Genomic DNA, 24,041 nt, shown 5'->3' with positions numbered 1-24,041 from the left:
AAAATGGAGTCAACATTCCACGAATTAACACAATTGTTAATTGAAAAAAATAATAAGCTTTCGTATGAAAAAGCGAGAACTTGGATCGAACTTGTTTGGGAAGATTTCGAAGCCACATACGCAAAAGCTGGTTACGATTATAAAGGGAAGGCAGTAACGGAAAAAGTCGTTCGCCAATGGGTCAATACGTACGGAGAACAAATCCACGAATTTGCTGCACAAAACCCTAAATACAAACACCTGATCGACGATAAAGAAGATGATGATTTAGTGCATTAAAGTGATGAGGGACGGACCTTGAAAAGGTCCGTCCCTCACTGCTTTAATCGATTAAAATGTCGATGTCGACTTTTGAGCGGAGTTTTTCTTCGCTGAAGACCCATCCTGTGTAGGAGCTGACGATGTTCAGGTCTTTGTCGAGCTGTACCAGGGCGACAAAGGGATAGTGTCCATTATTTCTGTAGCGAAGATCGATGAAGCGTACTTCAAAGTGATCATCGTATTCGTCCAATTCCCAGCGGAAAACCGGGGAAAAAGAAAGAAAGGCTGCGAGATTTTTATCTTTCTTAGCAGTGTGGATTACTGGATTTTCAGGTATCGGTACACGTTCAAATTTATCAAAAATCGTAATCGAGCGTCTGAATGCCCGTGCGACATAATAATGTTCCTTAGTCACGATCGCAAGGCGCCATTGGAAAAACCGAATCGTCGGTGAAACGATGATTTTTTCCGCTTTCGGGATTCTTCTCTTCACCGCATTTTTTACGGCTTTTTGAACCTGGAACCTCAATACATAATAAGCAAAGATCACAATGTACATGACCAAAAAGGTTTTCCCAGGTGGTAATCCTATGCCCCACAGAATCAATCCGCCGATATGAATACCAAAGATAATCGGATCAAACGTGTTAATAACCCCTAATGCGACCCATCTAGACGAAATCGGCCTGATCGCCTGGGTCCCATAGGCGTTGAAAATGTCGACAAATACATGGAGGAATACGGCCACAAATGTCCAAATCCATAAGTGAAGCAAATCTGCCCCCGGGAAAAATGGAAAAAGACAAGCGACAATTAAAAGTGGCCAGAGAGCAACGGCCGGAATGCTATGGGTGATGCCTCGGTGATGACGTATATAAACGGCATTATTGCGTAATTTCAAAACGGTATCAATGTCGGGTATTTGAGAGCCGATGACTGCTGCAACTAACACACTTTGAGAAGTGGCTGTACTTTCAGCAACAACGGGATCTAGGGTAGCTAAGCCACCAATAGCAAAGCCCATGACAATATGAGTGCCTGTATCCAAAAAAAGTCCTCCCTTGGCTCATTTTCATCTGTATTTTTTATGACTTGTATTCATTTTTGAACATGATATGGTTAAAAGGAGTTTATTGCAATGAAAAACACTTTACACTTTTACTTAGAATATGAAATAAAACAAAATTTCCAACCTCAATACGATCAGATTATGAACAATATCGTAGCGACATTACCACAATACGACGCCTTTAATATCCAGTGGGAAAAGTCTGAAGTCGACTCTAATCGATACATCGAACGGTTTGTTGTGCCCACGGAATCCCATTTCCATGTTTTGAAACGTTTACGTACTTCCCGTCGTCATTTATTATTTGGATTATTGGACGAATGTATTTGTGGAGGGTTAAAAGAAATAAACCTTGTTGGCTTAAAAACACAGCTTTAATTATTTATTCCCTATTCAACGTAACATTTAACATCCTGGAGGTACAAAATTGATAGAAGAACCATTGAAACATTTACAGACCATTAACCGTGAGGAATTTCAGAATGATTTAATTTCATGGTTTTCAAGAGAACAGCGCGATCTTCCATGGAGGAAAGATCAAGATCCATACAAGGTGTGGGTATCTGAAATCATGCTTCAGCAAACAAGGGTGGATACGGTCATACCCTATTTTAACCGATTCATTGAGAAATTTCCTAGCATAGATGCTCTTGCAACAGCCGACGAAGAGGATGTCCTGAAAGCATGGGAAGGACTCGGCTATTACTCGAGAGTCAGGAATCTTCAATCTGCTGTAAAAGAAGTGGGGGAAAAGTATGAAGGAATCGTTCCAGATACACCGAGAGAAATATCATCATTAAAAGGTGTGGGACCATACACTGCGGGGGCGATTTTGAGTATTGCTTACAGCAAACCGGAGCCTGCTGTCGACGGAAATGTCATGAGGGTATTTTCACGGATCCTCTCCATCTGGCTCGATATTGCCAAACCTTCATCCAGAAAAGTATTTGAAGAAGCAGTGAGAGCCCTGATTTCTGAAGAGAATCCATCCTATTTCAATCAAGCACTGATGGAGCTTGGGGCACTGATTTGCAAACCGACATCTCCATCCTGCTTACTGTGCCCTGTTCGAGAACACTGTCAGGCATTTGAAGAAGGAGTGCAAACAGAACTTCCAATAAAATCGAAAAAGAAATCTGCACGTAAAATGAATATGGCGGCAGCTGTTCTGTTTACGGAAGATGATCGAGTCGTTATCCACAAACGCCCGAGTAAAGGACTGCTCGCTAATTTATGGGAATTCCCTAATTTTGAAGTGGGAAGTTCAAGCAGTGGCAGGAGGCAATTGCTTGATCGAATGGACGAAGAATATAAGGTAGGTTGCTCTTTGAAAGCAGGGGTTGTCACGAAAATCCAGCATATATTTTCTCACATAGTTTGGGATATTGAAGTATATGTTGGTTCTATCGACAGCACTACTCTTGATGCCAGCGTCCTGATTGCCGTAACGACTGAAGAATTGGAGAAATATGCCTTTCCCGTTTCCCATCAGAAAATCTGGAGGGAAACAGGAGCAGGAATCCTACAGAAATAAAAAAAGAGCAGCCGTGCTGGTTGCTCTTTGTATATGATCATCTCAATCGTAACTAACCTTCGTGCCGTGAGTATAATCGGCTTCGCCACGCTTCAATCCACCGCGTTTTTCAATTTCTTCGACAATTTCTCTGTGAATCGATTGTCCTTCTGCGTTCAAATAGGGTACTATTTGTTGTAGTGAATGATGAAAGAAAGCGAGCTCGCTTTTTTGCCATTCATCTTTTGGAATCATTGAAAGCTCTGTCATATCTCTGCCTACATACATAACTCATTCCTCCATTTAACTGACATGCTCTTTGTTAGTGTGCATATTCAAGGCTTGATTATGCTTTAAACCAAATGGAAAATGAAATTGAAAGGATGATCAACATGAGTCAAAAAGTAGCATTAGTCACAGGAAGCAGCCGCGGACTTGGACGAGAAATCGCGATTCAACTAGCAGAAAAAGGATACGATATCGTCGTCAATTATGCACGGAGTAAAAAAGGTGCACTTGAAACGGCTGAACAGGTCGAAAAGTTGGGACGAAAAGCATTTGTCGTACGGGCAAATGTAGGAGACGTCGATAAAATTAAATCAATGTTCGAACAGATTAAAGAAGAGTTCGGCCATTTGGATGTATTGGTAAGTAACGCAGCATCCGGGGTTCTGCGTCCAGTCATGGAACTTGAAGAATCTCATTGGGATTGGACGATGAACATTAACAGTAAGGCATTACTATTCTGTGCCCAGGAAGCCGCAAAATTAATGGATAAGGGCGGACGCATCGTAAGCATAAGCTCATTGGGATCCATCCGTTATTTAGACAATTATACAACTGTGGGAGTTTCAAAAGCTGCAGTTGAAGCATTAACGCGTTATCTTGCAGTTGAGCTTGCACCGCGTGACATAATCGTAAATGCAGTTTCCGGTGGTGCGATCGATACAGATGCACTCAAGCATTTCCCTAATCGTGAAGAACTTCTGGAAGATGCCCGCAGTAAAACACCTGCAGGACGAATGGTGGAAATTGATGATCTTGTGAAGTCAGTGATGTTCCTCGTTTCAGATGATTCTTCCATGATCAGAGGTCAAACCATCATTGTGGATGGCGGTCGCTCACTACTCGTTTAGTGGAATTTTTTTCCTGAAAAATATCGAATAGTGAAATCCATGCTTGGTTATCTTAATAAGCGTGGAGGTGATTACAATGGCAAAACAACCAAACAAAACTCAAGCTGGTACAAACGTTCAACATGTTAAGCAACAAAACGCTCAAGCTGGTGCAACTCAGCAACAACAATTCGGTACTGAGTTCGCTTCAGAAACAACAGCAGCACAACAGGTGAAGCAACAAAACCAACAAGCAGAAGCTAACAAAGCGAAAGCTTCTGGTAAATACGGTCAACAACAACAATAATTGAAATGTTCTTGACGGAAAAGCACCCATTAGGTTGGGTGCTTTTTTGTTTTCTAGTGGATTTTCAATTTATGTGCATTTTAACATATAATGGAAGTGTGAGAACCCGCCACACACTCAGATCTACATCGACAAAACTGGTGGGATTGTGACAGAAGTTGTCAAAGGGTTTGGGGGTGGAAAGGAGAATGTTTAGGAGAGCTTGTTTAGAGGAGTGGTGGAAGTGATGCAACAACGGTTTAATGAGTTGGTAACAGAGCAGTTAGAGACGATGGATAAGTTGTTATATCTTCAGTCTGAGATCGAACGTTGTCAAGAGCTTGAAGAGGAGCTGCTTCAGCTTCAAGAGATGACGAAGGTTGAATCTATAAAGAGAGAGATTGCTTCAAAAAAGAGGGAACTTAAAGTGATTCAAACAATGTTTCAAAAACAAACCGATGAAGTGATTCGCTCCTATCAAAAGGAACAAAACAGCGTTACAACATAAAAAGGTTTTAATGATAAATCCCATTTTCGAACAGAAACCGGGCGATTCTTAAAGGAATTTTTCTTTAAGGATAGCCCTTTTGTTTTAAATTTTCTGAGGAAACGTTATAATGATAGAATAGATAAGTATATATAAGGGTAATTTTGAAATGAAAGAAGGGGATACGATGGCGGTTCCCACTGAAGGAAAATCAGTACAAATACATAGCTTTAAGCATGATGGCAACATTCACCGGATATGGAATGAGACGACGGTTCTGAAAGGAACAAGCAATCAGATAATCGGTGGAAATGATCGAACGATGGTGACGGAATCAGACGGAAGAACGTGGATGACCCGTGAACCGGCAATATGCTATTTTCATTCAGAGCTATGGTTTAACATTATTTGTATGATTCGTGAGGACGGTATTTATTATTATTGTAATTTAAGTTCACCATTTGTATATGATCATGAAGCGATCAAGTATATTGATTACGACTTGGATATTAAAGTGTTTCCTGATATGACATATACATTGCTGGATGAGGATGAGTACGAAGCTCATCGTAAATTGTACGGTTACCCGGACGTGATTGATCACATCCTGAAGCGAAATGTAGACAAGCTTGTTCGCTGGATCCGACAAAGAAAAGGGCCTTTTGCTCCTGACTTTATTGATATTTGGTACGAGCGTTATTTGACTCACAGGGGGTAACACAGCTGGAAAACTGTATAGGCATTAAAGGGCTGACCCAGTAAGGAGCAACCCTTTTCATTTCCTGAAAGGACTTGAAGAGGAACAGTGCTGCGTTCCATACAGGGTCATCCCTTTTTATTGGGGCAAAATAAATACTCACATCTTAGAAAGGAGTAATCACTTGGATAGTATCAAACGCTACCTTCAATTTGTAAAACCTTATCGGTGGCAAATTATTGGTACATTAATCATAGGTATTATTAAATTTACCATCCCCTTATTAATTCCAATTTTAATTAAATATGTCATTGATGATATAGTAGGCGCTTCGGGCTTATCCTCGGAAGAAAAGACCAATCAATTACTCATGATCATGGGGATCATGCTTGGCCTTTTCTTACTGGTAAGACCGCCTGTAGAGTATTATCGACAGTACTTTGCTCAGTGGACGGGAAACAAGATCTTGTATGATTTAAGGGATCATTTGTTTTCACATATTCAGCGACTCAGCTTTAAGTATTATTCGAATACAAGAGCAGGGGAAGTCATTTCCAGGGTCATCAATGACGTTGAGCAAACGAAGAATTTCGTGATCACCGGTCTGATGAACCTATGGCTGGATGCAGCTACCATTGTCATTGCTCTGTCCATCATGTTTACGATGGATGTTTCGTTAACACTTGTTTCTCTTATAGCATTTCCTTTCTATGCTTTCTCTGTCCGTTATTTCTTTGGAAGACTTAGAGGGTTGACGAGAGACCGGTCTCAGGCACTGGCAGAGGTTCAAAGTCATTTACACGAGCGGGTCCAGGGAATGGCTGTCATCAAGAGTTTTGCTGTTGAAGACTATGAACAAAAACAGTTTCAGGATCAGAATAGCAATTTCTTAACGAAGGCCTTAAAGCAAACAAGCTGGAATGCGAAAGCGTTCGCGGTTGTGAATACCATTACGGATATTTCTCCGTTAATCATCATTGGATATGCGGGGCTGCAAGTTATTAATGGAGATTTGACCATTGGTACAATGGCTGCCTTTATCGCATATATCGATCGTCTCTATGGTCCGCTTAGACGCCTGGTGAATTCTTCTACAACCTTGACTCAATCGATCGCCTCCATGGACCGTGTATTTGAGTTCATGGATGAGAAGTATGATATTGATGATGAACCAGGGGCGACTCCTTGTAAAAATGTACGCGGCGATATTCATTTTAAGAATGTTTCCTTCCGCTATGAATCTGAAGAGGAAGAGGTACTGCGTAATCTCAACCTTGATATTAAAACAGGTGAAACCGTCGCTCTGGTCGGCATGAGCGGCGGAGGAAAATCATCCCTCGTCAGTCTTATTCCCCGTTTTTATGATGTCACAGATGGTGAAATTCTTTTAGATGGAACAGACATCAGAAGATTTCAGGTGAGGTCATTGCGGGACAATATTGGAATGGTGCTTCAGGACAATATTCTCTTTAGTGAATCGGTCAAGATGAATATTAAATTCGGTAATCCTGATGCGACGGATGAAGAGGCAATAGAAGCTGCCAAGGCGGCAAATGCACATGATTTCATCATGAAATTACCTCAAGGCTATGACACGAAAGTAGGGGAACGAGGTGTGAAACTATCTGGGGGACAGAGGCAACGTGTCGCGATTGCCAGGGTATTCCTTAAAAATCCACCGATTCTCATACTTGATGAAGCAACGTCAGCCCTTGATCTGGAAAGCGAACACCTTATACAGGAATCTCTTGAAATCCTGGCAAAAGATCGAACAACCTTCATAGTCGCTCATCGATTATCAACAATCACCCATGCTGACAGAATCATTCATATGGAGCACGGTGAAGTTGTCGAAATGGGAACCCATGAAGAGTTGATGGCAAAACAGGGCCATTACTATAAACTCTTCCAAGTACAACAGCTCGATCAGTAAAATGGAAAGTCATGACTTATCACGATTCGCGTGATAAAAGTCATGACTTTTTTTGTTTTTTTTTTTAAAATATCAAACTTATTTCAGGTGTACCGTGAAGGAAATAGGTCTAAATAACTTCATCTGGAAGGAATGAAAAGAATAATTGGACATATATTGAATTGAATTAGGAATGAAAGAGTATGTGGATTTTGTGTAGAAAAATTCTGAAAATAGATTGCAACATTTGTAACATCTTGTATAATAAGAAACATATAAAATTTAGAAAATAAGCACTATTAAGAAAAGAGAGATAGTTTCAAGAGGAGGATTTGAATGAGCGAAGCGCGTCCTTTACTAAAAGTGGAAGATTTGAGGACCTCCTTTTTTACTGATGACGGAGAAGTTCCTGCAGTCGATGGAGTTAGCTTTCATGTGAATGAAGGGGAGGTGCTCGGGATCGTTGGGGAAAGTGGATGTGGTAAAAGTGTTACATCCCTATCCATCATGGGCCTGGTACCGAAACCACCGGGGAAAATAGTAGGTGGAAAGATTCTGTATAAAGATGAAGATCTGACACAAGCATCTGAAAAGAGAATGAGAGATATTCGGGGCAATGATATAGCGATGATCTTCCAAGAGCCAATGACATCTTTAAACCCTGTTTTTACTATAGGTGACCAATTAACGGAAGCCATACGCATACATACGAAGGTTGGAAAGAAACAAGCAAGAGATAAAGCAATTGAAATTATGAAGATGGTTGGTTTACCGAGATCTGAAGAGCTTATCAAGGAATACCCACATCAGCTATCAGGCGGTATGAGACAAAGGGTCATGATTGCCATGGCAATGGTTTGTGATCCACGTGTGTTGATAGCAGACGAGCCGACAACCGCTCTTGACGTGACGATTCAGGCCCAAATTTTAAAATTGATGAAACGATTGAATAAAGAACTGAATACAGCGGTCCTCTTGATTACTCATGATTTAGGTGTTGTAGCTGAAACATGTGAACGAGTGGTCGTTATGTACTCAGGGAAAGTGGTGGAAGAGGGGAAAGTAGAAGAAATTTTTAAAAACCCTCAGCATCCTTACACAAAAGGCCTGATTCAATCCGTACCGGATATGAGAATCAAGCAGCAGCGACTGCACTCGATTCAGGGGAATGTTCCGAAACCGGGATCCATTAAGACCGGATGCCGGTTTGCAGCACGCTGTGAATATGCCTTCGATCGCTGTTTAGTCGAAACACCGGAATTATATGAAACATCACAAGGACATTGCACACGATGCTTCCTGTTCGATGAAGTGGAGGAGGGAGTTTATGACGGAACCGTTGCTAAAGGTTGAGAATCTTAAGAAACATTTTCCGATTACAGGAGGAATTCTCGGACGACCTGTCAGTTCGGTAAAAGCAGTAGACGGGGTATCTTTTATCGTGAATAAAGGAGAGACTCTTGGAATCGTAGGAGAAAGTGGTTGTGGAAAGTCGACGACGGGCAGGATGCTTATGAGACTCATCGATCCATCCGAAGGGAAAGTGACATTCGAAGATCGAGAGCTTACCAGTCTATCAAACTCAGAAATGAGAAAGATTCGCCGGGAAATGCAAATGGTCTTTCAGGACCCTTTTGCTTCCTTGAATCCAAGACATACAGTTGAAAAAATTCTCGAAGAACCATTAAAGGTCCATGGAATGGGTTCAGCGAAAGAAAGAAAAAAGAGGGTTCATGAACTACTCAATATTGTCGGGTTAAGCAGTTATCATGCGAAACGTTATCCACATCAATTCAGCGGTGGACAAAGACAGCGAATTGGTATAGCGAGGGCTCTAATGACGAAACCCAAGCTCATTATTGCTGATGAACCTGTGTCAGCTCTTGACGTGTCCATTCAGTCACAGGTCCTGAACCTGATGCAGGATTTGCAAAAAGAGTTCGGGCTCACTTATATCTTCATTGCGCATGATTTAGGTGTAGTGAGACATATAAGTGACCGGGTAGGCGTGATGTACCTTGGAAAAATGGTAGAGCTGAGTAATAGTGAAACACTCTATGAAAACCCGCTTCACCCATACACTCAGGCACTACTATCAGCGGTACCGGTTCCAGATCCGGATTTCAAAAGAGAAACGATTCTCTTACAGGGGGATATTCCGAGCCCGTCCAATCCACCGAGTGGGTGTACATTCCACACCCGGTGTCCACATGCAACGGAGATCTGCAAACAGAAAGTACCAGAATTCAAGGAACACCAACCAGGGCATTATGTAGCTTGTCATCTTTACTAGAAGACAAGTCTCATAAGTATATAAACATTATTCAGGAGGGGATTTAGTTGAGAAAAAAAAGCTGGTCAATTTTAATGCTGCTCATCCTACTCGTATCATCTGTTCTTTACGGATGTGGAGGAAATGAAAGCTCTTCAGGCGAAGGCAGCGATAGTAAAGATAGTGGCGACCCTAAAGTATTGATCTTTGGTCGCGGGGGGGACTCAGTAGCACTTGATCCTGCTGCGGTTACAGATGGAGAATCATTTAAAGTAACAAAGAATATCTTCGAAACTTTAGTTGAATTTGGTGAGCAGGATACAGAACCAAATCCGGGATTAGCGGAAGAGTGGAAGGTATCTGATGATGGTTTGACGTATACGTTCACACTCCGCGAAGGGGTTAAATTCCAAGACGGTACAGATTTCAATGCGGACGCAGTCGTGAAAAACTTCGAGCGTTGGATGAATGGTAATGAAGAAGCATTCTACTACTATAAATCTATGTTTGGTGGATTTAAAGGTGATGAAGGTCACGTTATCAATGAAGTAAAAGCGGTTGATGAAAAAACTGTTGAATTTGTTCTAAAACGTCCTCAGGCTCCGTTCTTAAAGAACATTGCGATGAGCCCGTTTGCGATTGTAAGTCCTAAAGCTCTTGATGAGTTAGGGAACAAGTTAGGCGAAGCACCAACGGATGCCGGAACAGGTCCTTTCAAGTTCAAAGAGTGGAAGCGTAATGACAAAATCGTCCTAGTGAAAAATGAGAATTATTGGAAAGAAGGTCTGCCTAAGCTGGACCAGGTTGTCTTTAAATCAATTCCGGAAAACTCTGCACGTCTAAACGCGCTTGTTTCTGGAGAAATCGATCTAGCCGATGGTGTCAACCCAAGTGATGCTGCTCAAGTTGAAGGTAACGACCAATTACAATTATTTGAACGTCCTTCTATGAACGTTGGATATTTAGGGTTAACAACGACTCGTAAACCTTTTGATAATCCAAAAGTACGTCAAGCAATTAACTATGCAATCAACAAGCAGGAAATCATTGACGCATTCTTCGAAGGAAGAGCAGAGGTAGCGAAAAACCCAATGCCTCCAGTTATTGGCGGATACAATGACGCACTTGAAGGATATGAATACAATCCTGAAAAAGCAAAAGAACTTCTTGCTGAAGCAGGACTCGAAAATGGATTTGAAATGGAATTATGGGCTATGCCTGTCCCACGTCCATACATGCCGGATGGCCAAAAAGTAGCTGAAGCGATTCAGGCTGATCTTGAAGAAGTAGGAGTGAAAGCGAAAATCGTTTCTTATGAGTGGGCGACATACTTAGAAAAAGCCCGTAACGGAGAAGCGGATGCGTTCTTACTTGGATGGACTGGTGACAACGGCGATGCAGATAACTTCCTATATGTATTACTTGATAAAGACAATATCGGAAGCAATAACTACACTTACTACAGCAATGATGAGCTTCATGAATTATTGATTGCTGCTCAATCTGAAACGGATCAAGCAAAACGTGAAGAGATGTACAAACAGGCTCAGGAAATCATCCATGAAGATGCGCCTTGGGTACCTCTAGCTCACTCTACACCATTATTAGCTGGTAGTGCGGCTGTGAAGAATTTCCAACCGCATCCAACTGGATCTGACTACTTAGGTGCAGTAGACATGGAATAGTCCTAATAAGATTCAACCTAGGGGAGATGACGTTGAGTCTCCCCTTTGTACATAGAAAAGCGGAGGCGGCTTGGTCAGAGGCGACAAGCATTTCTGGTCGATCAGAAGAAGACGTACTTTGCCTTCAGCTGATCGACTGGAAATGACCTCGAGCCTCTAGCCGCCGGAGCTGGACAAGAAGAAAAGCGGAGGCGGCTTGGTCAGCCCCGACAAGCATGTAATATGAAAACGATTTAAGCAAGCTTCCAAGAATACTAGAATCTCCTTTCAGAGAGGTGAACAAAATGTTTCAATACACCATACGAAGATTATTTCAATTAATACCCGTATTATTAGGGATGACCTTTATTGTATTCTTTATCATTCGGGCGATTCCTGGAGACCCTGCCCAAGTGATCCTGGGTCAACAAGCTTCAAAAGAAGCCATTGAACAGCTAAGAACACAGTTAGGTCTTGATAATGCCTGGTACGTTCAATATTTTGAGTATCTAAAAGGCCTTCTAACAGGTGATTTAGGTAGCTCTATTCGAACAAAAACAGAAGTTTCAAGTGAAATATGGCCATACTTGGCTGCAACAGCGGAATTGGCGATTGTAGCGATCATCATTGCCGTGGTCATTGGGGTGAATGCGGGTATCATCAGTGCCTGGTTCCAGAACTCATGGTTTGATTATACAGCTATGATCCTGGCTTTGGTCGGGGTGTCTATGCCGATCTTCTGGCTTGGTTTGATGGAACAGTGGATCTTTGGTATTCAACTTGACTGGCTTCCAACCACAGGAAGGGAAAACATTCGTAATCCGATCGATGCCATTACGAATCTCTATATTATAGACACCATCATACAAGGACGTTTCGATCAATTAGGTGATGTGCTGAGGCATCTAATCCTTCCGGGTATTGCACTTGCCACGATTCCTATGGCGATCATTGCCCGTATGACCCGTTCAAGTATGCTGGAGGTTATGCGTTCAGATTACATACGAACAGCTCGTGCCAAGGGTCTGAAAATGTTCTGGGTGGTGTACAAGCATTCTCTTAAAAATGCAATCATTCCAGTACTGACGGTAATCGGTCTGCAAATGGGGCTCCTGTTAGGTGGAGCGATATTGACTGAGACGATCTTTGGGTGGCCTGGAATTGGTCGCTATATTTATGAAGCGATCGGCTTCCGTGATTATCCTGTTGTACAGTCCGGCATTCTCGTAGTGGCCACGATCTTTGTCACAATCAACTTAATTGTCGATTTACTATATGCTGCTGTCGATCCGCGCATTAAATACAACTAACATCAATAGAAGAAAGAGGTGAACTCTCATGGCAGAATTAGCAGAACCGCAAAAGGAGCTTCATCCTTCCCTGCAGGAGGAAACGGTTTCTCCCTGGAAGGAAGCGTGGAAAAGCTTTCGAAAAAACAAAATCGCTTTAGTCGGATTTTTTATCGTGCTTTTCTTTGTCGTCTTAGCCATTGCTGCACCAGTCATTGCCCCACAAGGCATCAATGAACAAGATTTATCGAAAAGACTGCAGGCTCCATCTTCAGAACACTGGCTCGGAACCGATGACTTTGGACGGGATATATTGTCCAGAATTATTTTTGGGGCACGAATTTCATTATGGGTAGGTTTCTTTGCAGTAATCGGTTCCGCAGTAGTAGGAAGCCTACTGGGAATCGTGGCAGGTTATTATGGAAGATGGGTGGATACGATTATCTCACGAATCTTTGATATTATGCTTGCATTTCCGAGTATCCTGTTAGCGATAGCTGTTGTAGCTGCTCTTGGGCCTTCCCTGAGAAATGCTTTAATTGCCATTGCGATTATCAATATCCCTAACTTTGGGCGACTCATTCGGTCACGGGTGTTGAGTGTAAAGCAGGAAGAGTATGTAATGGCTGCGAAAGCCATTGGGATGAAAGATAGCCGTATTCTATTGAGTCATATCCTTCCTAACAGTATGGCGCCAATCATTGTACAGGGGACCCTTGCCATTGCAACTGCTATCATCGAAGCCGCAGCACTTGGCTTCCTTGGTCTAGGAGCACAAGCCCCGCAACCCGAATGGGGGAAAATGCTGGCTGATGCACGTACGTTCATGCTGCAAGCTCCATGGACAATGATCTTCCCGGGACTTGCCATCATGCTGACGGTATTGGGATTCAACTTGATGGGGGACGGACTTCGGGATGCCCTTGATCCTAAAATGAAAAACTAAATAGAACAAAAAAACGGAGCCAAGGTTATCACATCCTTTGCTCCGTTTTTTATCCATTTATTCTTCTTCTTCCCCGATCATCACTTCATTTTCTTCTTTATGATACGATTGGAAGCTTGTGATGAGTTTTTCCAGGTGCTCTAAATGCTCATCGTATTCAAAGATAGCCGAGAAAATATGAAGCAGATGGAAGTTATGAATATTTTCATCTTTACTATGCTGTTTTACTTCCTGGATCATGATATTCATCAGTTCTTTTCGATGCATGCACACATCCTGCTGGGCTTCTGACTCAGCATGCGGATGCATTTTCCCAAGGAACTTTAAAAGAAGCTGTTCATGGTAGGTGAGGAGACAATCAAGCTGTCCCTTGATCACTCCACGTAATTCATCCGGCAACTGAAAAATTTCATTTTCATACCGGTTCAATCGCTTCAAGATGTCAAAGCTTCGATTCGTTGATGAAATCATCTGACGGAAAATGACAAGCTTACGACTTTTGACAATCGAATTTTTCTTAAAATAATCCCGTTCTTCTTTATAGAGAAGATACAATTGATCGACCTTTATAAGCTTTTCTTTAATGCGCTCCAAGTCTTTTTTCAAGAGGTGGAACTCTGTTGCGTGTCTTGAACTTAATCGAATCCACTTTAAGATTTCCTCTGTAGAATCAGATATTTTATGGTAAAGCTTCGTTTCGTATTTTGGCGGCAGGAAGATTAAGTTAATAATGAACGATGAAAATACCCCGATCATGATGGTTGAGAAACGGATAAATGCAAATTGAATAAAATCCTGATCCGTCACTTCCATAATCGCGATCAACGTTACCAGGGCCAGGCCGATCGTGTTTTGCAGCTTTAATTTAAGAATGATGGCAATGGCTATGACAGCAGCGAGACCTACAATAAGAGGATTGCTGCCGAATAAGAGAACAAAAATAACGGCAATCCCAGCACCGATCAGGTTCGCTTGAATCTGTTCGATAATCGATAGATAAGAGCGATAAATGGTGGGCTGGACGGCAAACACTGCCGCGATTCCAGCAAACACTGGAGACGGTATATTCAATAGCTGAGATACAAGTAAAGCTAATACAATCGCAATTCCCGTTTTAAGGATGCGAGCACCAAGTTTCATGGAATTAGGATCCTTTCTTGTGTAACTTTTTAATAAACAATACTGTACTATACATGTACTTACAAGCAATATCAATAGGAAAATTTAAATAAGTTTCCACAAAATACGTACCCTTTTTGAGGAAGGGAATAAACAAAACAAATCACAGCAACGGAATTCTTCTACCGAATGAATAGATATGCCAGGAAGGGAAGAGTTATTCTACAAAATCAATAATAAAGACTGCCCCACGCATGTGGAGCAGTCTTTAGGTTCTTCTATTATAATTGTGCGAATGCACGATCGACGGCTTCGATCGTTTCCATGATATCTTCTTTTGTGTGAGCGGTCGTAATGAACCATGCTTCATATTTTGAAGGAGCCAGATTGATTCCCTGATTAAGCATAAGTTTAAAGAACTTCGCAAACATTTCCCCATCTGTTGCTTCAGCTTGCTCATAGTTCTCCACTTTTTCAGTAGTAAAGTAAAGTGTGAGAGCTCCTTTCAATCTGTTAATGGAGATTGGTGTGTTATGTTTTTCAGCTGCAGTAAGGATTCCATTTTCAAGCAGTTCTCCAAGCTGATCTAATTTCTCATATACGCCTTCTTCTTTTAACACTTCAAGGCAGGCAATTCCTGAAAGGATGGATGCGGGGTTACCAGCCATTGTACCTGCTTGATAGGCAGGTCCTAACGGGGCGACCTGTTCCATGATTTCTTTTTTTCCGCCGTAAGCCCCGATTGGAAGACCACCGCCGATGATTTTCCCCAGCGCCGTTAAGTCAGGCTTCACCTTTAACATATCCTGAGCTCCGCCGTACATGAAGCGGAATGCCGTGATCACTTCATCATAAATGACAAGGGAACTGGCATTATGAGCAATGTCATTCACTTGCTCAAGGAAGCCTTCTTTCGGTTCTACAATTCCGAAGTTCCCTACGATGGGTTCCACAAGGACTGCTGCAATTTGATCTCCCCATTTTTCCATTGCTGCTTTAAATGGTTCGATGTCGTTGAATGGAACTGTGATGACTTCCTGAGCGATACTCTTAGGAACACCGGCTGAATCAGGAGTTCCCAAAGTGGATGGTCCAGATCCAGCTGCAACTAGTACTAGATCTGAGTGACCGTGATAGCAGCCTGCGAATTTAATGACTTTGTCTTTCCCCGTGTATGCTCTTGCAACACGAATCGTTGTCATAACCGCTTCAGTCCCGGAGTTCACAAATCGAACCTTGTCCATATAAGGCATTGCTTCTTTGATCATTTTGGCAAACTTCACTTCATGACGGGTGGGGGTTCCGTAAAGGACTCCGTTTTCCGCCGCTGTTTTGATCGCTTCTGTAATATGTGGGTGAGCGTGACCGGTAATGATAGGTCCGTATGCTGCCAGATAATCGATGTATTTATTTCCGTCTACATCCCAGAAATATGCGCCTTGACCTCTTTCCATTGCAACCGGGGAGCCTCCGCCAACTGCTTTATATGAGCGTGACGGGCTATTCACTCCTCCTACGATATGTTCCAATGCTTCTGTATGTAAAGTTTCTGATTCAGTATATTTCATGTTTTCCTCCTAAATTTGAGTATTTAGCTATCTATTACTCTTCTATTGTAGTACGGTCTTTTCCACTTTAGCAAATAGGGAATCCGGGCACACTAATTTTCAAGCAGACTGTTCTAAGGGAAACAGTTCTCTGTGGTACACTATTCTTTGTTTGTAAAAGAGGGACCGATACTTTTTTTGAAATTAGGAGGACGCAATATGAATGCAATCGAAGTATATCACTTGCGTAAGGAATTCAAGGCTTTTTCCAGTCGTTCCGGACTTAAAGGAGCCTTTCGGGATTTATTTACGCGTAATTATAAGATCGTTAATGCGGTGAACGATATCTCATTCAATGTGAAGCAGGGTGAGATGGTCGGATACATCGGGGAAAATGGAGCTGGAAAATCCACTACCATCAAGATGCTGACGGGGATCTTGACACCGACCGGGGGAGATTTGAACGTCAATGGAATGAATCCTCATCGTGATCGGGAAAAATTCGTTCAGACGATCGGGGTCGTGTTTGGGCAGCGTTCCCAGCTCTGGTGGGATATTGCGGTTCAGGAATCCTTCCAGCTCTTAAAGAAAGTGTACAAAGTCCCTGATCAACAATATAAAGCACATATGGATCATGTGATTGAAACGCTGGATATCGCGCCGCTACTGGACAAGCCGGTCCGTAAATTATCACTGGGGCAGCGAATGAGATGTGAATTGGCAGCGGCTCTTGTCCATAATCCACCTTTACTTTTCTTGGATGAACCTACAATTGGATTGGATGTTCTGGTGAAACTGAAAATCCGCCAATTCTTGAAAGAAATCAACGAGAAGTACAATACTACGATTCTTTTAACCACCCATGATTTAACCGACATCGAAGCTCTTTGTGAACGGGTCGTGATGTTGGATGAAGGGAAAATCATTTATGACGGGGCTCTGGGTCAGCTCAAAGAAAATTGGGGAGACCAAAAGGAAGTCGTGTTTCAATTTCTGGACGATACATCTCTGTCCGCTTTATCCGGTCTTACAAAGAATCAAAACATCTCCTGGTCTTTTGATGAGAAAAAACAGAGCTATTCAGCATTAATTGAAGCGGATGATGAAGTCATTTCACAACTGATCACGAAAATCGTTGCGAGTTTCAAAGTGAAAGACATGAAGATAGAAGAAACGACAACGGAGGAGATTATACGGAACATCTATGAAAAAGGGGCTGTGACGAGATGAGTTTGGAATTAGAAGCTATCGGTTCAGCTCCAGTGTCTGGGAGGGTATCATGGCTAAGTATATCGAAATGATTCGCATCCGCTTTCTCATGATGCTGGCGTACCGAACTAATTATTATAGTGGAATATTAATATACAGTATCAATATTGGAGCTTACTATTTCTTATGGCAGGCCATCTACGGAGGAAAAAGTGATATTGAAGGATTATCGATCATTCAAATGACGACCTATGTGGCCGTTTCATGGATGGCGAGGGCCTTTTATTTTAATAATATTGACCGTGAAATCGCTCAGGAAATTAAGGAGGGGAAAGTGGCGGTTGAATTTATCAGACCCTATAACTATCTGGGGATGAAGACGATGCAGGGACTCGGAGAGGGAGTCTTTAGACTGTTGTTTTTCTCGTTCCCGGGAATGATTATTGTCAGCCTCATCTTCCCGCTACAATTCGGTACAGGGTTTGATACATTGGGGTTATTTGCGATTTCAATCCTGTTTAGCTTCATTATCAATACACAAATCAATTTACTGACGGGTATCACGACCTTTTTCTTATTTAATAATGATGGTCTTATCCGGGCGAAACGAGTGGTCATTGATTTGTTTTCCGGCTTATTGCTGCCGATTCATTTTTTCCCCCTTTGGGCGCAAAATGTGATGGGATACTTACCGTTCCAGAGTATAAGTTATGTTCCCAGCATGATTTTCACCAATGGCTTTACGACTTCTGAATCATTCAATGCGATTCTTATGCAGGGCGTATGGTCGTTGATTCTTCTCATACCAATCAAGATACTCTGGGTCATGGCAAAAAAACAAATGATTATTCAAGGAGGGTGACCGATGTTTTATGTAAGGATGTTTTTTCAATATGTCGCCCAATATATGAAGATCAGGCTGCAATACAGGGCCGACCTGGTTGTCGAGATTCTTTCTGATTTACTGTTTCAGGCAGTTAACCTCGTATTTATCTTGGTCGTGTTTGGCCATACTCAGCTTCTGAGTGGATGGACAAGAGACGAAATTATTTTCATATATGGTTTCTTCCTGGTCCCGTTTGCACTATTCAGTTCGTTCTTCAACATTTGGGACTTTAACGACCGGTATGTGGTGAAGGGAGAGTTCGACCGGATCCTGACCCGTCCCATCCACAGCTTATTTCAAATCATCTTAGAGCGGATGGAACTGGAGTCGCTTTTCGGAGTGATAACAGGACTGGCGGTTATGTTCTACGCCGGGGGAAGACTAGATATTACCTTTGAATGGTACGAACCCGTTTTATTTATCCTCTTTGTAATGGGGGGAGCTCTTGTGTATGCAGGAATCTTCATTGCCCTTGCAAGCATCGGGTTCTGGTCGGATGCGAAAACGTCGATTATGCCGATGATGTACAATATCGGTAACTATGGAAGATACCCCGTTGATATCTATAATAAAGTGATTCGTTTCGTGTTAACGTGGATTCTTCCATTCGCGTTTGTTGGAGTCTATCCATCTGCCTTTTTCCTGGAAAAGACAGAATGGTATCCATATTCGTTTCTGACTCCATTTGTGGGCATCGGATTTTTCATCTTCTCGATCGTGTTATGGAATGAAGGAGTGAAACGATACAGAGGTGCAGGTAACTAGAATGAATCTGAAGTTTTAAGCGTACATATAGGAAGACAAGCAGAAAAAAGAGGGTATGTACATGCTTTATATCATTGGGTTTTTCATTCTGTTCTGCATGGTGATGAGTTTACGGGCCTTATTTTATCCTTCAAGGTGGAAAGAGCATCACGTTTCACTTCATCATTTTCTCTTTTTAGGAATGAGTTATATTACGATTATGGTTGGATTCGGTCTTCTGTTTGCTCTCCTGGAGCTTGAAGGGGTTCCGATTCTCGTTGAAGAAGGAAAACCATTAACGGGAGACTTCCTCGATCATTTTTTTACCACGATGTATTTCAGTGGCATCACCCTTTTCTCAGTAGGATACGGGGATGTAACCCCTGTTGGTATCGGGAGAGGAATTGCCCTCATTGAGTCATGGCTCGGTTACACCATACCTGCCGCCTTTGTCGTGAAATCATTTTTAAACTACGAAAACAAGTAGCATATGGTTTGAGTTTTTCCCTCCTATTGGGTACGCTAAAGTTAGAAATTATTCAATGGAGGCGAAGATACATGACAGTGGGTCAAAAAGCACCGGAATTTGAATTACTTGCAAGTAATGGAGAAAAGGTGAAGCTTTCTGATTACCAGGGAAAAAACGTGGTTCTTTATTTCTATCCAAAGGACATGACCCCAGGTTGTACGACAGAAGCATGTGATTTCAGGGATCAGCATGAAAACTTTGAGAATCTGGATGCTGTTATCTTAGGAGTGAGCCCGGATCCTGTTGAGAAGCATGAAAAGTTTGTAGACAAGCATGGACTCCCGTTCCTTCTGCTTGTGGATGAAGATCATAAGGTGGCAGAAGAATACGGCGTGTGGAAGCTGAAGAAGAACTTTGGAAAAGAATATATGGGCATTGAACGTTCTACCTTTATTATCGATAAAGAAGGAAACCTTTCAAAGGAATGGAGAAAGGTGAAAGTGAAGGGACATGTGGAGGAAGCTCTTCATTACATTCAAGAGAACCTTTCCTGAACCTATTTTTCAGCCTATTTTAAGAAGTTTGAGGCTTTTGTCCATTCACAAGAGAGGTAAAGACATATAGTAAGAGTAGGGCAACCTCCTCAAATAAGTCAGTCTCATCCGTGTAAGGATCGACCAGGTCGATCCTCTTTTTTTATGCTTTTAAGGATGCTGGAAATAGGGTGATACGGTACAAATATGGTAAAATAATGGGCAATAGGGATGGGAGGCAGCTACATGAAAATTATCTTTACATTTCAACCTAAGGAAGAGTTTGTCTCAGACTTAAAGAATAGCTTCCATGAGGTTGAGTTTCTTTTTTATAAAAAAATCAAAGAAGCGGAGAATGAACTTCCAGAAGCAGAAGTGATTGTCACCATGGGGGAAGATTTGACCGACTTTCACATTGAAAAGAGTGAGAAATGCAAATGGATCATGGTCACCTCAGCAGGCCTTGAGAAGATGCCATTTAAAGCCATCAAAAAAAGAGACATCCTAGTGACCAATGCAAGGGGAATTCATAGAATTCCTATGGCTGAGTTTACAATCGGATTGATACTTCAGCATGCAAAACAGCTTCAAACAGTTTGGAAGCAGGAAAAGGATAGCGTGTGGAGTAGAAGACTTCCAACCTCAGAACTTCATGAAGCCTCTCTCCTTATTCTGGGAGCAGGAGCAATTGGAGGAGAAATCGCACGGTTGGCAAAAGCGTTTCACATGAAAGTGAGGGGTGTGAATTCTTCAGGCTCACCTGTAGAACACTTTGACAGTATGTTCACGCTTAAGACATATCAGAAGGAGCTGGTAAATGCCGATTACGTTCTATCCGTTCTGCCAAGTACTGAGAAAACGAAGCATCTCCTGCAGATTGAGCACTTTGAACAAATGAAGGACACGGCTGTTTTTATCAATATAGGTCGTGGTGACCTAGTGGAGGAATCCGTTCTCCTTGAAGTAAGTGAAAAGAAGTTAATACATCATATGTACCTTGATGTATTTGACAAGGAACCATTACCCAAGGATCACCCGTTCTGGCAGAATGAGGGCATAACGGTGACACCTCATCTTTCCAGCACCACAAAGAAATACATGCCAAGGGCACTTGAAATATTTAAAAAGAATTTAACTACATATCGTAAGAATGGTGAAAACTATATTAACGTGATCGATGTAGAGAGGGGATATTAGGATGAAAATTTATACGAAAACCGGAGATAAGGGAACGACGTCATTGGTATATGGAACCAGAGTGTCAAAAAAAGATCAGCGGGTTGAGGCATACGGGACATGCGATGAAGCGAATTCCATGATTGGTTTAGGTCTAAGCTACCTTAAAGCTGAATACTTTGATGGAAAAGAAAAGTTTGAGGAGTTCTTTCATAAGGTACAAACCATTCTCTTTCATGTTGGAGCGGAACTGGCTACTCCTGCAGGAAAAGATGTGAAATGGAAGCTTGAAGAATCACATATTAAAGAACTGGAAGAGCAAATCGACTTTCTTGATGGTGCCCTTACGCCCCTAAGCAATTTCATCCTTCCAGGAGGTCAGCCTGCTGGAGCTGCATTTCATACAGCTAGAACAATTGTGAGAAGAGCCGAAAGAGAAGCGGTTGGAATTGATGAAGATATTAATCCGTTGGTCCTTTCTTATCTGAACAGACTTTCAGACTATCTATTCGTTGCAGGTCGCTACATAAACCAGCAGCTCGGGGAACAAGAGAAAAACTTACATGAGTAACTAGGGAGAAAGATTGACAAAAGGGACCGATGATTAGTACACTATTTATAAAGATTATAAAATAATAATTCTTATGAAAAGAGGTGCATGACGATGTCTGAAGAAGGACAATTAAAAGAAGCGATTTCGACATTGAAGGAAACGGGAGTCCGTATCACTCCTCAACGTCATGCGATATTAGAGTATCTCATTGATTCAATGGCTCATCCAACTGCTGATGACATATATAAAGCACTCGAAGGCAAGTTTCCGAACATGAGTGTCGCTACTGTTTACAATAACTTACGCGTTTTCCGTGAAGTAGGCTTAGTGAAAGAGTTGACCTATGGGGATGCTTCCAGCCGCTTCGATTTTGTGACAACCGATCATTATCATGTCATCTGTGATGGTTGCGGGAAAATCGTTGACTTCCATTATCCTGGACTGGATGAAGTTGAACAATTGGCTTCCCATGTGACAGGTTTCAAGGTGAATAACCACCGAATGGAAATCTACGGAACATGTTCTGACTGCTCTACAAAGGAAACCCACTAGGTAAGAATGGCCCTGATATCAGGGCCATTCTTTTTTTGGATACTAAAAAAAGACCTTCAGTAGAAGGTCTTTTCTCATTCGGGTTTATCTTTTCTTTTTATTATAGTCCTCATCAAACTCTTCGCCTTCCAAGTTTGGATCAAGAGTTAACGGTTCATTACAATACATACACATGTCTACTCGCCCAAGGACCTTTGTGACCTTCCCGCAATTAGGACATGTGACTTGAACAGCCTTAGTGGATAGCATCCCGATCCAGAAATAGACAACCGTGCTTCCGATGATTGCCAGAAAACCCAGCAGCATGAATGTTGTCATAACCCATGGATGTTCTCTAAAATATATACCTACGTACATAATGATAAATCCGATGAAAACCAAACTTAAGGCAAACGTACGGATTTTATTAATTTTACTCGAATACTTAGCCATTTGTTTGTCCCTCCTAAAAAAATACTATACCATAATTGTTGTAAGAAGAGGGATACGAAACCGTTTTGTCGAAAAATGACTATATTCAGAGAAGGAAATCGCCTTTGAATGTCGAAATAGTAACCAACCAATGAGTGATGTGGAGGAGTATGAAATGGAAGACATTTTACGACCGTTATACCAAGAGCGTACAAGTCACCCCAATACTTTAGGAGCGCTTTTAATAGAACAAAGCAAGAAATCAAGTCCGTTGACGGATACTTTTGATATTGTCCTTTTTCTAGTGGTGAAAGAAGCTGAAGAGCCAGTATTCATTAAACACTATTCTTACAAAGAACAAAAGGCAGCTTTACATATCGTAACGGAAGCTAAGCTGAATGAGTGGATTTTACTCGGGTCCAACCGCAAAGTGATCGATTGGCTATTTAATGGTAAGATACTGTTCGATCGCAACGAATATATTCATAATCTTAAAACAGAGTTAAGAGATTTCCCCTTTTATGGTAGAAAGATAAAGATGGGTATGGAATTTGCCAAGTTGATTCGTCGTTATATGGACGGCAAAGAATTCTTTGAAAGTAAGCATTATTTAGATGCCTATAATCACATCGTCCATTCCTTACACCATCTAGCCAGGCTCGCAGTTATCGAGAACGGGTTTCATCCGGAGGTAACAGTCTGGAACCAGGTAAAACAAATAGAGCCTGAAATCTACAAGTTGTATGAAGAACTCGTAACAAGCGATGAAGAGATCGATAAACGACTTGAACTACTGTTTCTGGCAAGCGAGTTTCTCATTCACTCAAGAACGAAGGTTTCAACGGAACATCTATTAAGCATCCTGGACCAAAAAGAACATTGGACGTTTCAGGACCTTCTCAATCATTCTGAGGCCAAACATTATTCAGTAGATTTAAGCATGCTCATTGAATATTTGACAGATAAAGGATTCGTTGAAATTGTTAATGTAGAGACAAAGGGACAGGGTATTTATCACCGCTATTATCGAGCAGTAAAATAATTATAGTAAAATATTGATTTTTCGTTGACTTCAATATGAAACCTTGTTATATTAGTAAATGTCGCTGCTGAACGACGACAACGAGCGGTCAGTGGCGACTTAAAAATCTTAAAAAGTTGTTGACATCAACTCCACAACTTGGTAAGATAAAAAAGTCGCTTAAACGAAGTGAATGCACATTGAACCTTGAAAACTGAACAAAACAAGACAATACGTCAACGTTAATTCAAGATTTATTTTTAAAGAGCTATTCAAACTTTTATCGGAGAGTTTGATCCTGGCTCAGGAC

27 protein-coding genes are annotated in these 24,041 nt (G+C 41.7%); 22 read left to right on the top strand and 5 right to left on the bottom strand.

The window, feature by feature from the left end:
• The first annotated feature begins 3 nt into the window (after positions 1–3).
• Positions 4–279 (top strand): YfhJ family protein, encoded by a 276-nt coding sequence (locus AC6CIB_RS05910; RefSeq protein WP_034762572.1) that lies wholly within the window; start codon positions 4–6, stop codon positions 277–279.
• Positions 280–322: 43 nt separating this feature from the next.
• On the opposite strand, the gene AC6CIB_RS05905 is transcribed toward AC6CIB_RS05910, so the two are convergent.
• A complete protein-coding gene (locus AC6CIB_RS05905; RefSeq protein WP_498278726.1) occupies positions 323–1,309 on the bottom strand; it encodes a metal-dependent hydrolase in 987 nt (328 codons plus the stop codon).
• A 90-nt stretch (positions 1,310–1,399) separates the two neighbouring features.
• Between AC6CIB_RS05905 and AC6CIB_RS05900 the strand changes: the two genes are divergently transcribed.
• Both AC6CIB_RS05900 and mutY read left to right on the top strand, forming a co-directional pair.
• The gene (locus AC6CIB_RS05900) at positions 1,400–1,708 is read left to right on the top strand and encodes a hypothetical protein (protein WP_498278724.1); all 309 of its coding nucleotides are present in this window, start codon (positions 1,400–1,402) and stop codon (positions 1,706–1,708) included.
• A gap of 49 nt (positions 1,709–1,757) precedes the next feature.
• The gene (gene mutY, locus AC6CIB_RS05895) at positions 1,758–2,864 is read left to right on the top strand and encodes an A/G-specific adenine glycosylase (RefSeq protein WP_498278722.1); all 1,107 of its coding nucleotides are present in this window, start codon (positions 1,758–1,760) and stop codon (positions 2,862–2,864) included.
• Between the two features lie 42 nt (positions 2,865–2,906).
• On the opposite strand, the gene yfhS is transcribed toward mutY, so the two are convergent.
• A complete protein-coding gene (gene yfhS / locus AC6CIB_RS05890; protein WP_498278720.1) occupies positions 2,907–3,131 on the bottom strand; it encodes a mother cell protein YfhS in 225 nt (74 codons plus the stop codon).
• A gap of 104 nt (positions 3,132–3,235) precedes the next feature.
• Here yfhS and fabL point away from each other — a divergent pair, with 104 nt between their 5' ends.
• The 10 genes from fabL to nikC all read left to right on the top strand — a co-directional run bounded on the left by fabL (position 3,236) and on the right by nikC (position 13,511).
• Complete coding sequence (fabL, locus tag AC6CIB_RS05885; protein ID WP_498278718.1) at positions 3,236–3,979, top strand: enoyl-[acyl-carrier-protein] reductase FabL; 744 nt, start codon at positions 3,236–3,238, stop codon at positions 3,977–3,979.
• A gap of 76 nt (positions 3,980–4,055) precedes the next feature.
• Entirely contained in the window at positions 4,056–4,265 is a 210-nt protein-coding gene (locus AC6CIB_RS05880; protein WP_498278716.1) for a gamma-type small acid-soluble spore protein, read from the top strand.
• 226 nt (positions 4,266–4,491) lie between these two features.
• Entirely contained in the window at positions 4,492–4,752 is a 261-nt protein-coding gene (locus AC6CIB_RS05875; protein WP_498280475.1) for a YgaB family protein, read from the top strand.
• A 166-nt stretch (positions 4,753–4,918) separates the two neighbouring features.
• The gene (gene ntdP, locus AC6CIB_RS05870) at positions 4,919–5,449 is read left to right on the top strand and encodes a nucleoside tri-diphosphate phosphatase (RefSeq protein WP_113970149.1); all 531 of its coding nucleotides are present in this window, start codon (positions 4,919–4,921) and stop codon (positions 5,447–5,449) included.
• Between the two features lie 163 nt (positions 5,450–5,612).
• Entirely contained in the window at positions 5,613–7,361 is a 1,749-nt protein-coding gene (locus AC6CIB_RS05865) for an ABC transporter ATP-binding protein (protein ID WP_498278714.1), read from the top strand.
• A gap of 315 nt (positions 7,362–7,676) precedes the next feature.
• Positions 7,677–8,693: an ABC transporter ATP-binding protein gene (locus AC6CIB_RS05860; RefSeq protein ID WP_148968114.1), complete on the top strand. Its 1,017-nt coding sequence runs from the start codon at positions 7,677–7,679 to the stop codon at positions 8,691–8,693.
• Entirely contained in the window at positions 8,668–9,633 is a 966-nt protein-coding gene (locus AC6CIB_RS05855) for an ABC transporter ATP-binding protein (RefSeq protein ID WP_498278712.1), read from the top strand. The genes AC6CIB_RS05860 and AC6CIB_RS05855 overlap by 26 nt, the downstream gene beginning before the upstream one ends.
• Before the next feature lie 74 nt (positions 9,634–9,707).
• Positions 9,708–11,297 carry an ABC transporter substrate-binding protein gene (locus tag AC6CIB_RS05850; RefSeq protein ID WP_498280473.1) on the top strand — a complete coding sequence of 530 codons (1,590 nt, stop codon included), beginning with the start codon at positions 9,708–9,710 and terminating at the stop codon, positions 11,295–11,297.
• Between the two features lie 284 nt (positions 11,298–11,581).
• Complete coding sequence (locus tag AC6CIB_RS05845) at positions 11,582–12,586, top strand: ABC transporter permease (RefSeq protein WP_498278710.1); 1,005 nt, start codon at positions 11,582–11,584, stop codon at positions 12,584–12,586.
• Between the two features lie 28 nt (positions 12,587–12,614).
• Positions 12,615–13,511, top strand: coding sequence for a nickel transporter permease (gene nikC / locus AC6CIB_RS05840; RefSeq protein ID WP_498278708.1), 897 nt, complete (start codon positions 12,615–12,617; stop codon positions 13,509–13,511).
• 57 nt (positions 13,512–13,568) lie between these two features.
• On the opposite strand, the gene AC6CIB_RS05835 is transcribed toward nikC, so the two are convergent.
• On the bottom strand, positions 13,569–14,651 hold the full coding sequence (locus tag AC6CIB_RS05835) for an FUSC family protein (protein WP_498278706.1): 1,083 nt from the start codon (positions 14,649–14,651) through the stop codon (positions 13,569–13,571).
• 260 nt (positions 14,652–14,911) lie between these two features.
• Positions 14,912–16,198, bottom strand: coding sequence for a glutamate-1-semialdehyde 2,1-aminomutase (locus tag AC6CIB_RS05830; RefSeq protein WP_498278704.1), 1,287 nt, complete (start codon positions 16,196–16,198; stop codon positions 14,912–14,914).
• Positions 16,199–16,396: 198 nt separating this feature from the next.
• Between AC6CIB_RS05830 and AC6CIB_RS05825 the strand changes: the two genes are divergently transcribed.
• The 8 genes from AC6CIB_RS05825 to perR all read left to right on the top strand — a co-directional run bounded on the left by AC6CIB_RS05825 (position 16,397) and on the right by perR (position 22,299).
• Positions 16,397–17,407: an ABC transporter ATP-binding protein gene (locus AC6CIB_RS05825; RefSeq protein ID WP_498278702.1), complete on the top strand. Its 1,011-nt coding sequence runs from the start codon at positions 16,397–16,399 to the stop codon at positions 17,405–17,407.
• A gap of 49 nt (positions 17,408–17,456) precedes the next feature.
• The gene (locus AC6CIB_RS05820; RefSeq protein WP_482631801.1) at positions 17,457–18,248 is read left to right on the top strand and encodes an ABC transporter permease; all 792 of its coding nucleotides are present in this window, start codon (positions 17,457–17,459) and stop codon (positions 18,246–18,248) included.
• Between the two features lie 3 nt (positions 18,249–18,251).
• Positions 18,252–19,037 (top strand): ABC transporter permease, encoded by a 786-nt coding sequence (locus AC6CIB_RS05815; protein ID WP_498278699.1) that lies wholly within the window; start codon positions 18,252–18,254, stop codon positions 19,035–19,037.
• A 61-nt stretch (positions 19,038–19,098) separates the two neighbouring features.
• Complete coding sequence (locus AC6CIB_RS05810) at positions 19,099–19,503, top strand: ion channel (protein WP_498278697.1); 405 nt, start codon at positions 19,099–19,101, stop codon at positions 19,501–19,503.
• Between the two features lie 71 nt (positions 19,504–19,574).
• Positions 19,575–20,039 (top strand): thioredoxin-dependent thiol peroxidase, encoded by a 465-nt coding sequence (bcp, locus tag AC6CIB_RS05805; RefSeq protein WP_498278695.1) that lies wholly within the window; start codon positions 19,575–19,577, stop codon positions 20,037–20,039.
• 225 nt (positions 20,040–20,264) lie between these two features.
• On the top strand, positions 20,265–21,215 hold the full coding sequence (locus AC6CIB_RS05800; RefSeq protein ID WP_498278693.1) for a D-2-hydroxyacid dehydrogenase: 951 nt from the start codon (positions 20,265–20,267) through the stop codon (positions 21,213–21,215).
• A 1-nt stretch (position 21,216) separates the two neighbouring features.
• On the top strand, positions 21,217–21,765 hold the full coding sequence (locus tag AC6CIB_RS05795; RefSeq protein WP_498278691.1) for a cob(I)yrinic acid a,c-diamide adenosyltransferase: 549 nt from the start codon (positions 21,217–21,219) through the stop codon (positions 21,763–21,765).
• A 93-nt stretch (positions 21,766–21,858) separates the two neighbouring features.
• Positions 21,859–22,299 (top strand): peroxide-responsive transcriptional repressor PerR, encoded by a 441-nt coding sequence (gene perR / locus AC6CIB_RS05790; protein ID WP_425383239.1) that lies wholly within the window; start codon positions 21,859–21,861, stop codon positions 22,297–22,299.
• Positions 22,300–22,383: 84 nt separating this feature from the next.
• On the opposite strand, the gene AC6CIB_RS05785 is transcribed toward perR, so the two are convergent.
• On the bottom strand, positions 22,384–22,731 hold the full coding sequence (locus tag AC6CIB_RS05785) for a YgzB family protein (protein ID WP_148968126.1): 348 nt from the start codon (positions 22,729–22,731) through the stop codon (positions 22,384–22,386).
• A 154-nt stretch (positions 22,732–22,885) separates the two neighbouring features.
• On the opposite strand from AC6CIB_RS05785, the gene AC6CIB_RS05780 reads away from it, so the two are divergent.
• Positions 22,886–23,752, top strand: a complete 867-nt coding sequence (locus AC6CIB_RS05780; RefSeq protein WP_397552596.1) for a nucleotidyltransferase-like protein — start codon at positions 22,886–22,888, stop codon at positions 23,750–23,752.
• The last annotated feature ends 289 nt before the right edge of the window (positions 23,753–24,041 follow it).

This window comes from Rossellomorea sp. GQ25 (assembly GCF_059758515.1).
The sequence above is the reverse complement of the archived record's forward strand: the minus strand, read 5'-3'. Positions and strand labels throughout refer to the sequence as shown.

Coding starts and splice junctions, on each gene's coding strand:
- AC6CIB_RS05910 (WP_034762572.1), top strand. CDS start 4: ATGGAGTCAACATTCCACGAATTAACACAATTGTTAATTGAAAAAAAT.
- AC6CIB_RS05900 (WP_498278724.1), top strand. CDS start 1,400: ATGAAAAACACTTTACACTTTTACTTAGAATATGAAATAAAACAAAAT.
- yfhS (WP_498278720.1), bottom strand. CDS start 3,131: ATGTATGTAGGCAGAGATATGACAGAGCTTTCAATGATTCCAAAAGAT.
- fabL (WP_498278718.1), top strand. CDS start 3,236: ATGAGTCAAAAAGTAGCATTAGTCACAGGAAGCAGCCGCGGACTTGGA.
- AC6CIB_RS05880 (WP_498278716.1), top strand. CDS start 4,056: ATGGCAAAACAACCAAACAAAACTCAAGCTGGTACAAACGTTCAACAT.
- AC6CIB_RS05875 (WP_498280475.1), top strand. CDS start 4,492: ATGCAACAACGGTTTAATGAGTTGGTAACAGAGCAGTTAGAGACGATG.
- ntdP (WP_113970149.1), top strand. CDS start 4,919: ATGGCGGTTCCCACTGAAGGAAAATCAGTACAAATACATAGCTTTAAG.
- AC6CIB_RS05860 (WP_148968114.1), top strand. CDS start 7,677: ATGAGCGAAGCGCGTCCTTTACTAAAAGTGGAAGATTTGAGGACCTCC.
- AC6CIB_RS05855 (WP_498278712.1), top strand. CDS start 8,668: ATGACGGAACCGTTGCTAAAGGTTGAGAATCTTAAGAAACATTTTCCG.
- AC6CIB_RS05850 (WP_498280473.1), top strand. CDS start 9,708: ATGCTGCTCATCCTACTCGTATCATCTGTTCTTTACGGATGTGGAGGA.
- AC6CIB_RS05845 (WP_498278710.1), top strand. CDS start 11,582: ATGTTTCAATACACCATACGAAGATTATTTCAATTAATACCCGTATTA.
- nikC (WP_498278708.1), top strand. CDS start 12,615: ATGGCAGAATTAGCAGAACCGCAAAAGGAGCTTCATCCTTCCCTGCAG.
- AC6CIB_RS05835 (WP_498278706.1), bottom strand. CDS start 14,651: ATGAAACTTGGTGCTCGCATCCTTAAAACGGGAATTGCGATTGTATTA.
- AC6CIB_RS05830 (WP_498278704.1), bottom strand. CDS start 16,198: ATGAAATATACTGAATCAGAAACTTTACATACAGAAGCATTGGAACAT.
- AC6CIB_RS05825 (WP_498278702.1), top strand. CDS start 16,397: ATGAATGCAATCGAAGTATATCACTTGCGTAAGGAATTCAAGGCTTTT.
- AC6CIB_RS05820 (WP_482631801.1), top strand. CDS start 17,457: ATGGCTAAGTATATCGAAATGATTCGCATCCGCTTTCTCATGATGCTG.
- AC6CIB_RS05815 (WP_498278699.1), top strand. CDS start 18,252: ATGTTTTATGTAAGGATGTTTTTTCAATATGTCGCCCAATATATGAAG.
- AC6CIB_RS05810 (WP_498278697.1), top strand. CDS start 19,099: ATGCTTTATATCATTGGGTTTTTCATTCTGTTCTGCATGGTGATGAGT.
- bcp (WP_498278695.1), top strand. CDS start 19,575: ATGACAGTGGGTCAAAAAGCACCGGAATTTGAATTACTTGCAAGTAAT.
- AC6CIB_RS05800 (WP_498278693.1), top strand. CDS start 20,265: ATGAAAATTATCTTTACATTTCAACCTAAGGAAGAGTTTGTCTCAGAC.
- AC6CIB_RS05795 (WP_498278691.1), top strand. CDS start 21,217: ATGAAAATTTATACGAAAACCGGAGATAAGGGAACGACGTCATTGGTA.
- perR (WP_425383239.1), top strand. CDS start 21,859: ATGTCTGAAGAAGGACAATTAAAAGAAGCGATTTCGACATTGAAGGAA.
- AC6CIB_RS05785 (WP_148968126.1), bottom strand. CDS start 22,731: ATGGCTAAGTATTCGAGTAAAATTAATAAAATCCGTACGTTTGCCTTA.
- AC6CIB_RS05780 (WP_397552596.1), top strand. CDS start 22,886: ATGGAAGACATTTTACGACCGTTATACCAAGAGCGTACAAGTCACCCC.